General features: G+C 57.5%; 11 protein-coding genes. 3 read left to right on the forward strand and 8 right to left on the reverse strand.

The window, feature by feature from the left end; translation table 11 throughout:
- Positions 1-11 precede the first annotated feature (11 nt).
- The 8 genes from lpdA to ABWV79_RS21020 all read right to left on the reverse strand — a co-directional run bounded on the left by lpdA (position 12) and on the right by ABWV79_RS21020 (position 12,722).
- Positions 12-1,742: a dihydrolipoyl dehydrogenase gene (lpdA, locus tag ABWV79_RS20985; RefSeq protein ID WP_353394605.1), complete on the reverse strand. Its 1,731-nt coding sequence runs from the start codon at positions 1,740-1,742 to the stop codon at positions 12-14.
- Positions 1,743-1,753: 11 nt separating this feature from the next.
- Positions 1,754-3,004: a dihydrolipoyllysine-residue acetyltransferase gene (gene aceF / locus ABWV79_RS20990; protein ID WP_353394608.1), complete on the reverse strand. Its 1,251-nt coding sequence runs from the start codon at positions 3,002-3,004 to the stop codon at positions 1,754-1,756.
- Positions 3,005-3,031: 27 nt separating this feature from the next.
- Entirely contained in the window at positions 3,032-5,686 is a 2,655-nt protein-coding gene (gene aceE / locus ABWV79_RS20995; RefSeq protein WP_353394611.1) for a pyruvate dehydrogenase (acetyl-transferring), homodimeric type, read from the reverse strand.
- 33 nt (positions 5,687-5,719) lie between these two features.
- Positions 5,720-6,442 carry an acetoacetyl-CoA reductase gene (phbB, locus tag ABWV79_RS21000; protein ID WP_353394614.1) on the reverse strand — a complete coding sequence of 241 codons (723 nt, stop codon included), beginning with the start codon at positions 6,440-6,442 and terminating at the stop codon, positions 5,720-5,722.
- A gap of 161 nt (positions 6,443-6,603) precedes the next feature.
- Positions 6,604-8,295, reverse strand: a complete 1,692-nt coding sequence (dld, locus tag ABWV79_RS21005; RefSeq protein WP_353394617.1) for a D-lactate dehydrogenase — start codon at positions 8,293-8,295, stop codon at positions 6,604-6,606.
- A complete protein-coding gene (locus tag ABWV79_RS21010; RefSeq protein ID WP_353394620.1) occupies positions 8,292-9,479 on the reverse strand; it encodes an alpha-hydroxy acid oxidase in 1,188 nt (395 codons plus the stop codon). The genes dld and ABWV79_RS21010 overlap by 4 nt, the downstream gene beginning before the upstream one ends.
- A gap of 14 nt (positions 9,480-9,493) precedes the next feature.
- Positions 9,494-11,557: a TRAP transporter large permease subunit gene (locus tag ABWV79_RS21015; protein ID WP_353394622.1), complete on the reverse strand. Its 2,064-nt coding sequence runs from the start codon at positions 11,555-11,557 to the stop codon at positions 9,494-9,496.
- A gap of 115 nt (positions 11,558-11,672) precedes the next feature.
- On the reverse strand, positions 11,673-12,722 hold the full coding sequence (locus ABWV79_RS21020) for a TRAP transporter substrate-binding protein (RefSeq protein WP_353394624.1): 1,050 nt from the start codon (positions 12,720-12,722) through the stop codon (positions 11,673-11,675).
- A gap of 351 nt (positions 12,723-13,073) precedes the next feature.
- On the opposite strand from ABWV79_RS21020, the gene ABWV79_RS21025 reads away from it, so the two are divergent.
- The 3 genes from ABWV79_RS21025 (at position 13,074) to ABWV79_RS21035 (ending at position 16,571) form a co-directional block, all read left to right on the forward strand.
- Positions 13,074-13,868, forward strand: coding sequence for a FadR/GntR family transcriptional regulator (locus ABWV79_RS21025; protein ID WP_353394626.1), 795 nt, complete (start codon positions 13,074-13,076; stop codon positions 13,866-13,868).
- A gap of 281 nt (positions 13,869-14,149) precedes the next feature.
- Complete coding sequence (locus ABWV79_RS21030) at positions 14,150-15,448, forward strand: hypothetical protein (RefSeq protein WP_353394628.1); 1,299 nt, start codon at positions 14,150-14,152, stop codon at positions 15,446-15,448.
- The gene (locus ABWV79_RS21035; protein WP_353394630.1) at positions 15,405-16,571 is read left to right on the forward strand and encodes a cytochrome-c peroxidase; all 1,167 of its coding nucleotides are present in this window, start codon (positions 15,405-15,407) and stop codon (positions 16,569-16,571) included. The genes ABWV79_RS21030 and ABWV79_RS21035 overlap by 44 nt, the downstream gene beginning before the upstream one ends.
- Positions 16,572-16,575 lie beyond the last annotated feature (4 nt).

Consider the following 16,575-nt stretch of genomic DNA (forward strand, 5'->3'; position numbering starts at 1 on the left):
TGGGTCAGGTCCTAGTGGCGTTTCTTGGGTGGCATCAGGTCGGTGATCGTGCCTTCGAACATTTCGGCCGCGAAATTCACCGTCTCGCTGAGCGTCGGGTGAGGGTGGATCGTGTGACCGAGATCGACCGCATCTGCGCCCATCTCGATGGCCAGAGCTGTCTCGGCGATCAAGTCACCCGCGTTCGTGCCCACGATGCAGGCCCCCACTACGCGTTGATCTTCGGGATCGAAAAGCAATTTTGTGATGCCTTCAGACCGGCCATTGGACAAAGACTTGCCTGAAGCCGCCCAAGGGAACACGCCTTTTTCGACCTTGATCCCTTTGGCCTTAGCCTCGGTCTCGGTCAACCCGCACCATGCGACCTCGGGGTCGGTATAAGCGACCGAGGGTATAAGCTTGGCGTCGAAGAACCGTTTGTGACCGGCGGCCACTTCGGCGGCGACCTTACCTTCGTGCACGGCCTTGTGTGCCAGCATGGGCTGGCCGACCAGATCACCGATGGCGAAAATGTGCGGCACACCCGTGCGCTGCTGGTTGTCCACCGCGATGAAGCCACGTTCATCAACCACAACACCCGCCTTTTCGGCGTCGATCAGCTTGCCATTGGGTTTGCGACCCACGGCGACCAGAACCTTGTCGAACGTGTCGGTGAAGCTTTCGCCCTTGTCATCCTCGAACGTGACCTTGAGGCCCTTTTTCAAGGGCTCAATCGCGGTCACTTTGGTCTTGAGGAAGATGTTCTCATACCGGCCCTTGATGCGGTTCATCAGGGGTTTGACGATATCCTTGTCGGCACCGGGGATGATCTGATCCATCAGTTCAACCACGGTGATGTTCGACCCCAAAGCGTCATAAACACAGGCCATTTCCAGACCGATGATACCGCCGCCCAGAACCAGCATCCGCTTGGGCACATCCGCCAGTTCCAACGCCCCGGTCGAGTCGATCACGCGGTCGTCGTCATGCGGGATGAAAGGCAATTCAACAGGTTCAGAGCCCGCAGCGATGATGCACTGGTCGAACGAGACGGTGGTCATGCCATCATCGCCCACAACTTCGATCATGTTCGGGCCCGAGAAACGGCCATAGCCGCGCACGATCTGAACCTTGCGGCCTTTGGACAGACCGTCCAGACCGCCGGTCAGCTTGCCAACAACGCTGTCTTTGAAGGCACGCAGCTCGTCCAGGTCGATCTTGGGCTTCCCGAAGCTAACGCCGTGTGCGCCCATCTCTTCGGCTTCGGTGATAACTTTGGCTACGTGCAGCAGGGCTTTTGAAGGGATACAACCCACGTTCAGACAGACGCCGCCCAGCGTCGGGTTGCGTTCGATCATGACAACCTTCTTGCCCAGATCGGCGGCACGGAAAGCGGCGGTGTAACCACCGGGGCCAGAGCCCAGCACAACTACCTCGGCATGCACATCGCCTTGACCGGTCGCCGTGCCGGTGGCGGCCACGGCCTGCGGCGCGGCGGGTGCCTCTACCGGAGCAGCTTCGGGCGCGGCCCCATCGGCTGCTTCCAATGTCAGGATCAGCGCACCTTCCGAGACGTTATCGCCTTCGGACACGGCAATCGAGACCACTTTGCCTGCGGCGGGGGAGGGGACCTCCATCGTGGCCTTGTCGGATTCCAGCTCGATCAGTGGGTCCTCGGCGGCGACGGTGTCGCCGACCGAGACAAGAATGCTGATCACGGGCACATCGGAGAAATCACCGATATCGGGTACTTTGACGTCCATCTGATCTCTCCTTACCACATCAGCTTGCGCATATCGCCCAACAGCGTCTTGAGCGTCACGCAGAAGCGCGCAGCCAAGGCGCCATCGACGGCACGGTGGTCATAACTAAGCGACATTGGCTGCATCAGGCGCGGCACAAATTCCTCACCATTCCAGACCGGCGCCATTTTCGAGCGGGTCAGGCCCAGGATTGCCACCTCGGGTGCATTGACGATGGGGGTAAAATGCGTGCCGCCGATACCGCCCAACGACGAGATCGTGAAGGTCGCGCCCTGCATATCGTTTGACTTCAGCTCACCCGCCCGGGCCTTGCCGGACAGCTCCATCAGGTCCTTGGAAATCTCGACTATCCCCTTACGGTCGGCATCCTTGATGACGGGAACCACCAGCCCGTTGGGCGTGTCCGCGGCGAAACCGATATTGTAGTAGGATTTGCGGATTAACTTGTCGCCATCAGGGTGGATGGACGAGTTGAATTCCCAATGCTGTTTCAACGCACTGACCGAGGCTTTGACGACAAAGCTAAGCAGTGTAACGCGATAGCCTTCTTCCTTGGCCATCGTGTCCATTTCCTTGCGGTACTTGTCCAGATCGGTGATGTCCGCCTCGTCATTATGCGTCACATGCGGGATATTCAGCCAGGACCGATGCAGGGCGGGGCCCGACAGCTTTTTGATCCGCGGCATTTCCACATCTTCCACGGGGCCGAATTTCGAGAAATCGACAACGGGGATCGGCGGGATGCCCATGCCGCCCGCCGCACCGGCAGCAGCCGGGGCCGCCGCGGTTGAGGCTTTCAGGAACTTGGTGACGTCTTCGCGCAGGATGCGACCCTTACGGCCCGAACCGTTGACTTTGGACAGGTCGATATCCAACTGGCGCGCAAAGGCGCGCACCGATGGCGAGGCGTGAGCCTTGCCGAACCCACCATCCACAACGGGTGCGGGTGCCGGGGCAGCAGGCGCTGCGGCCGGTGCCGAAGCGGCAGCAGGTGCGGGCGCAGCCTCGGCCGGGGCGGCAGAGGCCCCTTCGCCTTCCAGCAGCAGGATCAGCGCGCCCTCAGACACATTGTCGCCCTCGGCCACTTTGATTTCCTTGACGACACCAGCGGCCGGGGAGGGAACCTCCATCGTTGCCTTGTCGCTTTCCAATTCGATCAACGGATCTTCGGCGGCGATAGTGTCACCGACCGTGACCAGAATGCTGATGACGGGAACGTCCGAGAAATCCCCGATATCCGGGACTGTTACTTCGATTGCCATGTCTATGTCTCCTCGTGCCCCGTGGCCTTAAACCAACCGGGGGTTCGGCTTGTCGCCGTCAATTTCATATGTCTTGAGCGCTTTCTCGAGCTCGGCCTTGGTCACGGCACCTTCGCGGTACAAATCGACCATGGCGGCCGCCGCGATGTGGTTGGCGTCGACCTCGAAGAACCGGCGCAGGTTCACCCGGCTGTCCGAGCGGCCATAGCCATCCGTGCCCAGCACGGTGTAGCGGCCCGGCACAAAGGCGCGGATCTGTTCGGCGTAGTTCTTCATATAGTCGGTGGCTGCGATGATCGGGCCCTTGGCTTTGGACAGCTGCTCGGTCACGTAAGGCACACGTTCTTCGGCCAGCGGGTCCAGACGGTTGGCGCGCGCCGCGTCCTGACCATCGCGGGCCAGTTCGTTGAACGAGGTTGCCGACCAGATATCCGAGGTCACGCCGAAATCTTTCTTCAGCATCTCGGCGGCTTTCATCGCCTGAACCAGAATGGTGCCCGAGCCCATCAGATTGACGTGCTTCTTGCCGGGCTTTTTGACCTCCTGGAACCGGTAAAGCCCCTTGATGATGCCTTCTTCCGCGCCCATTGGCATGTCGGGGTGGGCATAGTTTTCGTTCATCAGGGTCAGGTAGAAATAGATATCCTCCTGATTACCATACATCCGTTGCAGGCCGTTCTGGATGATCACTGCGACCTCATAGCTGAAGGTCGGGTCATAGGTGATGCAATTCGGAATGGTGCCCGCAAGGATATGGCTGTGCCCATCCTCGTGCTGCAACCCTTCGCCGTTCAACGTGGTCCGTCCGGCAGTGCCGCCCAGCATGAAGCCCCGCGCGCGGCTGTCACCCGCAGCCCAGGCCAGATCGCCAATCCGCTGGAACCCGAACATCGAGTAGTAGATGAAGAACGGGATCATCGCCACGCCGTGGTTGGAATAGGACGTCGCCGCCGCGATCCAGTCGGCCATGGCTCCAGCCTCGTTGATGCCTTCCTGCAGGACCTGACCGTTGGTCGTTTCCTTGTAGAACATCATCTGATCGGCATCTTCGGGGGTATAGTTCTGACCCGCCGGGTTGTAGATGCCAACCGAGCGGAATAGCCCTTCCATCCCGAAAGTGCGGCTTTCATCGGGCACGATCGGAACCACGTTTTTGCCGATCCCTTTGTCACGCAGCAGCGTGGTCAAGATGCGGACAAAGGTCATGGTGGTCGAAATCTCGCGCTCCCCGGTGCCTTTGAGCTGCGCTTCGAACTTGGACAGGTCCGGGATATCCAGAGCGGGTGCGGTGCTGTCGCGTTTGGGGAATTCCCCCCCCAAAGCTTTGCGCCGGTCTGCGAGATAAGCCTTCTGTGCATTGTTCAGCGACACGAATGGCGCGTTTGGCAGATCTTCGTCGCTAACCGGGATTTGGAACCGGTCGCGGAAGGCGCGCAGTTGATCTTCGGCCAGTTTCTTTTGCTGGTGCGTGGTGTTTTGACCTTCACCAGCCGAGCCCATGCCATAGCCTTTTACGGTTTTCACCAACAGGCAGGTTGGAGTGCCCTCATTCTCGGTTGCGCGTTTGAACGCGGTAAAGACTTTCTCAGGGTCGTGTCCGCCCCGGCGCAGCGCCCAGATTTGATCGTCGGTCCAGTCTTCGACCAAAGCGGCAGTCTCGGGGTATTTGCCAAAGAAATGTTCGCGGATATAAGCGCCGTCCTTGGATTTGAAGGTCTGGTAGTCCCCATCGACCGTCTCATCCATCAACTGGCGCAGACGGCCGGTGGTGTCTTTCTCCAACAGCTGATCCCAGCCTTTGCCCCAGAGCAGTTTGATGACGTTCCAGCCTGCGCCGCGGAAGTCGCCCTCAAGCTCTTGCACGATCTTGCCGTTGCCGCGTACCGGGCCATCCAAGCGTTGCAGATTGCAGTTGATGACAAAGATCAGGTTGTCCAGACCTTCGCGCACGGCAAGGTCGATCGCACCCCGGCTTTCGGGTTCGTCCATCTCGCCATCGCCCAGGAAACACCACACCTTGCGGTTCGCCATGTCGATATGGCCCCGGTTGTGCATGTATTTCATGAATCGTGCCTGATAGATCGCCATTAACGGACCCAGACCCATCGAAACGGTCGGGAACTGCCAGTAATCCGGCATCAGCCACGGGTGGGGATAGCTGGACAGACCACCTCCGCTGACTTCCGAGCGGAAGTTTTCCAACTGCTCTTCGCTGATGCGACCCTCCATGAAGGACCGGGCATAGATGCCGGGGATCACGTGGCCCTGAAAGAACACCAGATCGCCGCCATGGATCGCTGATTTCGACCGCCAAAAGTGGTTCAGGCCAATGTCATACATGACCGCCGACGACGCGAATGAGGCGATGTGGCCACCATATTCGCTGCTGACCTTGTTGCGCCGCACCACGGTGGCCATCGCGTTCCAGCGGTTGATCGTGCGAATGCGCCATTCCATGTCCTGATCGCCGGGAAAGGCATACTGATCATCGACAGGAATGGTGTTCTGATAGGGCGTGGTTGCCGAAAACGGCAGGGTCGCCCCAGCAGCGCGCGCCTTTTGCACCGCTTTGTCCAGCAGGAAATGTGCGCGATTGGCGCCATCCCGTTCGATGACGTCTTCGATGGCGTCCTGCCACTCCTGAGACTCGATTGGGTCGATGTCGGGTTCAAGGTCTTTCATGTGGCAGGATCCTTTCTTGTGTATGTCCGCGCGTTAGCTGAAGAACTGCGCGCCGTTGGCAGAGATGGTCGAGCCGTTGATGAACTGACTGTCATCCGAGGCCAGGAAGGCCACGCAGCGGGCGATCTCCTCAGGCTCACCCAGCCGTCCCGCCGGGATTTGGGCTATGATCGAGTCGCGCACCTTCTCGGGTACGGCCATGACCATCTCGGTTGCGATATATCCGGGGCAGATCGCGTTGGCGGTGATGCCAGCCCGCGCTCCTTCTTGCGCCAGTGACTTGACGATACCCAGATCGCCCGCCTTGGTCGCAGCATAGTTCACTTGCGCGAACTGACCTTTCTGGCCGTTGATCGAGCTGATGACGATGATACGGCCAAACTTGCGCTCGCGCATACCGGGCCAGACGGGGTGGACGGTGTTGAACACACCGGTCAGGTTAGTGTCGATCACGTCTTTCCACTGGTCTGGGGTCATTTTGTGGAATGGTGCATCACGAGTGATGCCTGCATTGGCCACGACAACGTCAATGGGTCCAAGGTCCGCTTCGACTTGGGCTATACCTGCTGCCGAGGCTTCGTAGTCGGCAACATTCCACTTGTACGTCTTGATACCGGTCTCGGCGGTGAAGGCGGCGGCCTTCTCATCATTGCCAGCATAAGTCGCGGCTACATTAAATCCTTCAGCCTTCAACTTTCTGGAAATCGCTTCGCCGATACCCCGGCTACCACCGGTTACAAGTGCAGTACGTGTCATTTTCAATTCCTCCAATTAGTCAGAAACTTTGACCTAACTCGCTTTGTTACGTAGCGTAATTTTCAGCGTACGGATAGGCCTGTGCGGAATACCAGCTATGCGTCTCAGGAAAAGTTTAACGTTAAACTATCTGAAAAACGCCACTCGTAGCCTTGAGCGATTTACTTGATCCCTTCGCCGTAGTTGCGGGATTTTGACATCTTGCCGATCCCCGGATTGAAAGAGTTTGTCGGATCGCAACACGTGTAATGCGCCGCAAGGTCGGGTTTGGCCTTATAGAGATGCCCGACATTATGTTCCGCCGGATATTCGGCACCACGCGCATCGAACAGCTTAAGCATCGCAGTTTTCAGTGCTTTGGGATCTGCCCCTTTGCGCACCACATAGTCCTGGTGCATCACGTGACACATGAAGTGGCCATAGTAGAGTTTGTGAACAATCTGATCGCTGATCTCGGGCGGCAAAACCTCAAGCCAATCACGATCATTGCGGCGCAGGGCTACGTCCAGCGCGATGATGTCCTCGACCTCATCTGCGTGAATCGCCATGTAGCGCACCGCAGCACCAGCGGCAGCAAACCGGTGCAGGCCCGCGATCTTGGCCTCACGCGGAGTGCATTCGAAGAAACGTGCATCGCGTCCTTCGAAGAAGCCGGGCAACCAATTACGGATCGCCTCGATGCCCTCGTCCTTCATCTTCAGGATCAGATGATGTTCATAGGCGTCTCGGTATTCGATCATCCTCTTGGGCAGGACCTGCGGCAGGAGGCTGACTGCGGCCTGCATGAACCGGTCGGTGAAATTGCGCAGAAAAGGAATGCGCCGTAAACGTGCATCCACTGCGCCCTTCAGCGCAAAGAACATCGGCAAGCGATCTGTGCCCAACTTGTCGATCATCCACACCGTGTCCTTACCGTAGGTCTTAGTGATGTCGAACACGTCGCGCTGCATGTACTCGGCCGAGACTGGCAGGGACGTGAATTGCGACAGGATCTGCCGACGCAACTCGGCCAGATCATCCGGAGAGTTGGTTCCGATATAGAAAACCTGTTCGGCCTCGTTCTTGGCGAAAGTGTCCAGACGCACGGCAAACACAGCCATTTTCCCGGCTGAACCCGCAGATTCAAACAGCTTCGCCTTATCCGCATTGTATCGTGCGGGCGTTTCGGCATCCACGTCGCGCACGATCTGCGCATAATCACTGGCCGAGGCGCGTTTATTCGTGGCCCCCGGATTGCGCTCGAACTGACCAGCATCGAGATTTGACAGGATCTGTTCCGGCGTCTCACCCAGATCGATGCCCAGATGGTTGACCAGCTCTAACGTGCCGGTTTCGGTGATGCGGGCATAGACCGACAGCTCGGTGTAAACCGGCCCGCGTTCAACCAATGAACCGCCCGAATTGTTGCAGACCCCGCCCACAATCGAGGCCCCGATGCACGAAGATCCGATCACCGAGTGCGGCTCACGCCCCATTGGGTCCAGCAACTTTTCCAGTGCAAAGAGCGTGGCGCCGGGAAAGCTGATGACTTGTTCGCCGCCGTTCAGCGGCACCAGAGTATCCATGCGGCGGGTATTAATCAGAACCACATCGCGGTCATAGCGACCCGAGGGTGTGGACCCTTCGGTCAGGCCCGTATTGGCGGCCTGCATGATGACGATCTTGTCGGCTGCAACACAGGCTTGTAGCACCTTCCACTGTTCCAGCAGGGTGCCGGGTTGAACGACGCAGAGCGCCTCGCCTTCCCCCGACCTGAACCCGCGGCGGAACCGTTCGGTCGCGCGCGCGCCGGTCAGAACATGCCGAGACCCTACGATGGCGCGGAAGTCAGATATGAGTGCCTCGTTGCTCATGCCGCGTTCCGATGCGCCTCACCCGGAGCCGCCACCGGATCGCGGAACCGCAGATTGGCGCGCGACAGTTGGTCGACCCGCGTAACGCCCATCAGCTTCATGTCGCGCTCGATCTCGGCACGCATCAAACCAAGCGCGCGTTCGACGCCTGGCTGACCCGCTGCAGCCAGCGGATACAGATAGTGCCGTCCGACCCCAACCGCCTTGGCCCCCAGCGACAGCGCCTTCAGCACATGGGTCCCGCGCTGGATGCCACTGTCCATCATCACGTCCACTCGGTCGCCGACGGCATCAACGATCTCGGCCAGTTGGTCGAAAGGTGTGCGCGAGCCGTCCAGCTGACGTCCGCCATGGTTCGACAGGATGATCCCGGTGCAGCCGATCTCGGCCGCGCGGCGGGCGTCCTCGACGGTCATGATCCCCTTGAGGCAGAACTGACCGTCCCATTCCCGAACCATCTGGGCCACATCGTCCCAGTTCATCGACGGGTCCAGCATTTCGGTGAAATAGCCACCGATCGAGCTGGCTCCGCCGCTCATGTCCACGTGCTCGTCCAGTTGCGGCAGGCGGAATTTCTCGCGCGTGACATAGTTGATGCCCCACATCGGTTTGATCGCAAACTGGATCATGCCGCCCAGCGTCAGCCGGAACGGGATCGAGAACCCCGTGCGCAGGTCACGTTCGCGATTGCCGCCGGTGATACTGTCCACGGTCAACATCATCACCTCGACACCCGCCTCTTTGGCGCGCTGCATCATGGCCGAGTTCAGGCCCCGGTCTTTGTGGAAATAGAATTGGTAGACCTGCGGGTTTTTGTGTTTCTGGCGTAGTTCCTCAAGCGAAACGGTGCCCAGCGAGGATACGCCGAACATCGTCCCGTATTTCTCGGCCGCCGCCGCCACGGCGCGCTCGCCCTGATGGTGGAACAAGCGCTGCAGCGCGGTGGGCGAGCAATAGATCGGCATGTCCAGCTTTTGCCCCATGACGGTGACGGACATGTCCACGTCCTTCACCCCGCGCAACACCGATGGCAGCAGATCGCAGCGATCAAAGGCGTTGGTGTTCTCGCGATACGTCACCTCATCATCCGCGCCACCGTCGATATAGTTGAAGATTGGTCCCGGCAGGCGGCGCTTGGCCAGTTGGCGGAAATCGCGGAAGTTATGGCAATCGGTCAGACGCATGTCTCTTCCTCCTATCAATACGCGACGGATGGCAGCCAGGTGGCCAATGTGGGCCACAGGAAGACCAACGCTAGCCCGGTCAGTTGCAGCAGGACAAACGGGATGATGCCCTTGTAGATGTCGGTCAGTTTAATCTCTGGCGGGCAAACGCCCTTGAGATAGAACAAGGCAAAGCCAACCGGAGGTGTCAGGAAGCTGGTTTGCAGCGTGACTGCCACTAGGATCACGAACCAGACCAGCGCGGGTTCGTCCAAGACGCCAAAGCCGGGGATGTCGATGCCCAGCCCATTCACGATCGGGCGCATCAGGGGCAGGACGATCAGGGTGATCTCGATCCAGTCCAGCACAAAGCCCAGCAGGAAAACGATGAACAGGATGAACAGGATCGTGCCATTGGCTCCAAAGCCGGTGGACTGAACCACATGTTCGATCAGCTCATCGCCGCCAAGTTCGCGCAGTACATAAGAGAACACGGTCGCGCCTAGGAAGATCGCAAAGATATAGGCGGTGGTGTTGAAGGTCGACACCAGCACGTTCCACAGCTTTTGGAAGGTCAGCTTGCGATAGCCCAAGGCCAGCAGGGTCGCACCCAGTGCCCCGATGCCCGACGCTTCGGTCGGCGTGGTCAGGCCCGCAAAGATCGACCCCAGCACCGCAAGGATCAGCATCAGTGTCGGGATGACGGCGATCAGCACGTCCTTGACGGCTGCCCAATCGGGGGCCGTTGCGCCTTCGGGCACGGGGGCCGCGTCGCGTTTCACCAGCGCAAGGATGAAGATATAGCTCAGGTACAGCCCACCGATGATCACTCCGGGGAAGACGGCGGCCATGAACAGATCACCCACAGACAGGGCCATCTGGTCGGCCATGATCACCAGCATAATCGAGGGCGGGATCAGAATGCCCAGCGTACCGGACGCGGAAACCACGCCTGCCGCCAGTGTCGGTTGATATTTCTGCTGCATCATCGAGGGTAGCGAGAGCACGCCCAGCAACACGACAGACGCACCAATGATCCCGGTTGAAGCCGCAAGGATGATCCCGATCAGGGTCACGGTGATCGCCAAACCTCCGCGCACTGTGCCAAAGAGGCGCTGCATTGAGGACATCAGACGCTCGGCCACGCCGGATTCGTCCAGCATCAGGCCCATGAAGATAAACATCGGCAGGGCCACCAGAACCGCGTTGGACATGGTCGCATAGACCCGATTTACCACCGCGCCCAACGTCAGATAGTCCAGCCCGGTAAAGGTGCTTTCCAGCCCCGTCCAAAGCATCAGGTCGTTGTCGAACAGATAGGCCAGCCCGCAATAGGCCACACCCACACCCGCCAGCACCCATGCCACCGGGTAGCCAGTGAACAGCAGCGCGATGAAGGTCAGGAACATGGCGATGACCAGCTTTTCCTCGGTGGTTTCCACTAGGAATGTCAGGCCCACACAGATCGCGGCAAAGACGGCCAGAACCAGCAGGACACGGCGCAGCGGCGCGCCTTCGCGTTCGCTCTCGGGTCCGTAGATCAGCGCGTGGCCATCATGGATCAGTCGGGCAAGGGCGGCGAGCGCCAGTAGCACAAAGCTGATAGGAATGACCGCTTTGAACGCCCACCGTGCCGGAAGGCCGGTCGGACTGTCGGACCGTTCGTTGACGCGGAAGCTTTCGTAGAAATAGTCATACCCTTGGTCGATCATCAGATAGATGAACGGGGTCAGCAGGGTCAGGATGCCGATCACCTCGATCACCCGCTGAGCGCGGCGGGAAAGCTGCATATGCAGCACGTCCACACGCACATGGCTGTCGGTGATCAGGGCATAGGATATGCCGATCATCGTCACGATGCCGTAGAAATGCCACTGGATCTCGTCCAGTTTGGGATAGTTCTGGCTGAACAAATAGCGCAGTGAAACCTGAGTGAAAATCGCGGCCATCAGCAGCACATTGGCCCACATCACCACATGGCCAACGGCCTTTACGCTGGTGTCTATGGCAACAGCAATTTTCTGGCGGTCTGTATCGGGATGTTCCAGGAGGCCTTCATAGGCTTCGACCGGATCATTGACGTTCTTTGGCGTGGCCATGGGTAATCCTCCCTCGGTTGATCGGCGCGGGCGCGATCAAGGCTTTGCAGGCAGTGGTCCTGTGAATATCCGGGGCGGAGGAGCCCGCCGCCCCGGACGCGTCAGTCGTTCAATTTTACTGACGAGGGAGGAACGCGTTGGTTTTCCACAGGTCATAGCCTTCGCGGAACTCGGTCATGTCGGTCATGACTTTGGCAAAGAAGGCATCGTTTGCAGCTTCTTCAGCAGCGACTTCTTCCCAAGTGGTGCGGAAGGTGTCCAGCATCTCGGGCGACCATTGTTTGATGGTGACACCGTTGTTTTCGACGTTGTCAAGCAACGCGGCGTGCTGAATGGCTTCGCCTTCGGCAAAGCTGTCTGTCATCGACGCTTTGCAGGCATTTTCGATGATCGCCTTGTGCTGGTCGCTGGCTTCATTCCAGACATCCTTGTTGATCATCAATTCGAACACGGTTGCCTGCTGGTGCCAGCCGGGGAAGTAGTTGTACTTGACCAGCTTGTGGAAGCCCAAGCGAGCGTCGATTGCGGGCATCGAAAACTCGGTCGCGTCGATTGCGCCTTTTTCCAGCGCGGGGAAGATCTCACCACCGGGCAGCAACGAGGTTGCAACGCCCAGTTTCTGCATGACTTTGCCGCCCAGGCCAAAGAAGCGCATCTTCAGGCCGTCCAGATCTTCGGGGCTGTTGATCTCGGTTGCGAACCAGCCCGAGGTTTCCGGGGCAATGATGGCGCAGGGCATGACGTGCACATTATAGCCCGCCTGGTCGTACATTTCCTGATACAGCGCGCGACCGTTTCCGTAATACATCCAGGCCATGTATTCGCCGGCTTCTGGGCCAAACGGAACGGCCGAGAACAGCGGTGCGGCCGGGATTTTACCCGCCCAGTAACCGGCGGTTGTGTAGCCCGAGTTGATCTTGCCAGTCGACACCGCATCCAGAATTTCAAATGGCGGAACCAGCTTGCCCGGCTCATAGACCTTCATCTTCAGCGTGCCGCCCGACATCAGCTGCAGCTGCTCGGCCACGCGTGGAATTGGCGAGCCCAGACCCGGCAGTTCGGTCGAGAAGGCGATAGGTGTTTTCAGCAGCAGCTTGTCGGCGGCAAGCGCGGGTGCGGCGATCAAGCTGGCAGCGACTGCAAGGCTCGTCAGGGTCTTTTTCATGAATTCTCCTCCGGGATGGTTCGGACGCAAAGTCCAATCAATCTGTGACGCCAGGTTATCCGGCGCCTTGAGTGGTCAATAAAGTTTACCAACATATCCAGTCAACAACTTTATTTACCACTGGATCATGTGGCCGCAGGCACGAACTGCATTGCGTCTCGATCGGTAGATAATTTCTGACTTTGGGCGAGAAGTTCAGGAATTCAGAATAAAATAATTTAAAACATACTATTAAGGTAATTTGTCAGGTGAGCCTGTGTGCGCAGAAACTAGTTGAAGTTTGGCGTCTCAGAGGTTATTTTAATTTACCAGTAAGAACGACTGAGCCCAAACCACAAAAGGCCGCGCGTGATGACACCAACTGCGATTTTTGAACCAATCGGCCACGAATCGCTTGCAGATGCGGTGGTTGCCCAGGTCGAGGATCTTATTGCTTCAGGTATTCTCAAGCAGGGCCGCAAACTGCCTTCCGAGCGCGATTTGGCAGAGATGTTGCGCGTGTCCCGGCCTAAACTGCGTGAAGCGCTACATGTTCTGGAAGAGCGTGGTCTGGTCACAACCCAACACGGCGAAGGCACTTTTGTGGCCGCTTTGACAGGGCAGGCAATGATGCCTGCTTTGCTGGCATTGTACGAACGCCACGAGCCTGCCTTTTTCGACTATCTTGAGTATCGCCGCGAACAAGAAGGCTTTGCTGCGCGACTGGCCGCGCGCCGCGCGACTAAGGCCGACAAAGAACGGATCACGGAAATTCTGGCCGAAGATGACCGAGCTTGGCGCGCGAATGATCCGGCTGCTTCTCGGGAAGCTGATTTTGCGTTGCACGCAGCAATTGTTGACGCAAGCCAGAATGCCACGCTTATTCACATGATGGCCTCAATCTATGAATTGACTCGCCAAGGCGTTTTCTACAACCGCGAGTTCCTGAAAACCATTGACGGAACCGGCGAGCGATTGGTGCAACAGCACAAAGAACTCGGTGAGGCTGTCATTGCGGGCGACGAGGCGCGTGCCGAACAGTCCGCATTCGACCATATTGATTTTGTAGAGGAGTCTTTCCGCCTGGGAATTGAAAGACGCCGGCGAGAGACAATGGCCGAGAAACGACGTATGCTTTCAAGTTCTAAGCCGACACCCAATTCCTGAGAGCAAGCGCAGCCCGTACATTTCGGGCAAAACTCGCGATTTAGTAGCTAAGGTTTGCATTAAAACAGCCAACGTTCACGCGGCAACCTCGAAATTTTGAGTGGGGTGCGTTAAGGTTTGTGTGCACAGAACAATCGCAAGACGCTATCGTCTTAAACATGTGCCAGCGTTTTCGGTGTGTTGAAGATGCGATCACTGACGGTCAGGCAAATGTTACGTGCAGCCCTTAGAAGGAGGGTTTTACGTTTTGTTTTCGTGTAAGTATTTGGGGGGAAATCAATATGAAAACATCAAGGATACTCAACGCGTTTGCTTTGCCGATTGTAATCGCTGCGGGCGGAACATCAGTACTGGCTGAAAGTGCTCGCGAAGAAAGTCAGGGCATGGTTTTGCTGCGCGGACTGCCAACTTTGGACACGTCGCACAGTGTCGCGATTGTCGAGCTTGATCCGGAATCCGAAAACTTCGGGAAAATACTCAGCGAAGCCGAACAACCTGACATGGCTGAGCCGTTTCATCACTTGTATTACAGTCCGAATGGTCGCCTGTATGCCACCGGGCTGGACCCAACATGCAGTTTGGCAGAAATCGGTCTTGTCCGCGATTCCAGCGGTGCGCCACAGGTCTCAGGTTTTGAATGTCTGGACACCGCAGGCCAGATGGTCGGCGAAGACATCATGTGGACCACGTCGAATGGGTCCGAGTACATGTTTGTCACGTTCATGGGCGGCCTTGGCGGCGACGACGGTGGGTCATTAGGTGTGTTTGATCCACAGACGAATGAAGTCGTAAAAGTCATTGAGGCCCGTAAGAGCGAGGGCGCTGAGGGTGCGCCTTACATCATGTATCCCCACGGGATTTCGGCGTTTGAAGATCGTATGGTGATCTCGTCAACAGTCCATCCTGACCTGGCGACCGGAGTTGGCAATTCAATCACGGTAATCGATCTCAATACGCTCGAACCTATCCAGACAATTACAGTCGAAGGTGAGACACCGATCGGCTTCCCTTCATCTCCGGTCGAGGTGCTTTTTGCCCGCCCGTCGATCCACCCAGAGATCGAACCAGCGGTCATGGTGAATACGATGTTTGGCTTTGAAACCTGGTCCATCCCTTACGATGCGGCGACTAAGACGTTTGGCGAAGGCAAAGTGATCTATTCCGGCACTGAAAACGGCACAGGCGTGCCACTTGAGTTCTATGGAACCGAGGATGAGCTGTTTATCAGTCACGCTCTGCCGGGTGTCGTAAAGCGCTACGACTTGTCGAAGCTGCCTCAGCTTGTCACGTCTGGTCCTGATATCGTTGCCGATCCAGGTGCGCATCACATGATCTTTTTCACTTCGGCGTCTGGACGCGATCTGATCGCCGTTCAGAACAACCTTTTGAACCTTGGAAATGCTGAAGCGAATGATCCGACGGATGTCGATTTTATCGCTTCGGTCAATGCCAACACAATTACCGTCCATGATCTGGAAACCGGAGAGCGTCTGGGCACGGTGAATTTCAAAGAAACGTACCGGAAAGGGGTCGAAAATGTCGAAGGCCTGTTTGGCTCGGGCTTCGTACATCACCACTAGGCTGCGTTCTTCCAAGTCCAAAAAGGCCGTTTGCACCGGGCTAACGGCCGTTTTGGCTTGGGTGCTTTTTGGTTCATTTGATGGTCAGGGCCATGCCGATCCTACGCCGATAGAGGGCTTTCAAGCACCCTTTGTATTTGGCCGGTTTACGGTACCCGCCGACAACCCGCTGACGGAAGAAGCCTTTGAGCTGGGTCGAAATCTGTTTTACGACCCGATCCTGTCGGGTGACAACACGATGTCTTGTGCAACCTGTCACGAACAGACTCGTGGGTTCACAGATGGCCGCGCGCGGTCGGTTGGGCATAACGGTGAAGAATTGGACTTCAATGCAATGGCCCTGGGCAATCTGCTTTGGGGGCCGCAACTGTTTCTATGGGATGGACGCAGCCCAAGCCTTGAACATCAGGCCCTGCAGCCTTTGCTTAACCCGATTGAGATGAACCAGCCTCTGGACGCGTTGTTGGATGAGTTGAGAGCTTCCGCCCACTACCAAAAAATGTTTGACGCTGCTTACGGCGAAATTTCGGAACAGGCCGTTTCCAAAGCGCTGGCGACATTTGTTCGACTGTTGATTTCCGCCGATAGCAAATATGACCGTTACCTGCGGGGTGATATCAAGTTGAGCGATCAGGAGGAGCATGGGCGCAAACTGTTCATGGCGCATCCGGATGTGAAAACATCACTGCGCGGAGGGAACTGTATCGATTGCCATAGTCAGTTTGTCACCGCCGGATTTGCCGAGGGGTTTGATGGGTTCAGCAACAACGGTTTAGACTCCGATACAGACCTAAAGCCCGGCCTGAGTGCCACGACCGACTACGATGGTGACCATGGAAAGTTTAAAGTACCCAGCCTGCGCAATATCGCAGTCACCGGTCCTTACATGCATGATGGGCGTTTTGAGACATTGCGAGAGGTTTTGAACCACTACAATGAAGGTATCGTCCTCAGCGGCACGCTTAGCCCGCTGATCCTCGAGGCAGATAATGAAGTGGCCGACCCGACACAGGCATTGGGGCTGCAACTGACCGAAGTGGAAATAGATGCAATCATCGCCTTTCTGCACACGCTCACGGACGAAGCATTCTTGTCAAATCCAAAGTTTTCGAACCCATTTTAAGGTG

This window comes from Ruegeria sp. HU-ET01832, from assembly GCF_040371315.1.
GTDB lineage: Bacteria > Pseudomonadota > Alphaproteobacteria > Rhodobacterales > Rhodobacteraceae > Ruegeria > Ruegeria lacuscaerulensis_A.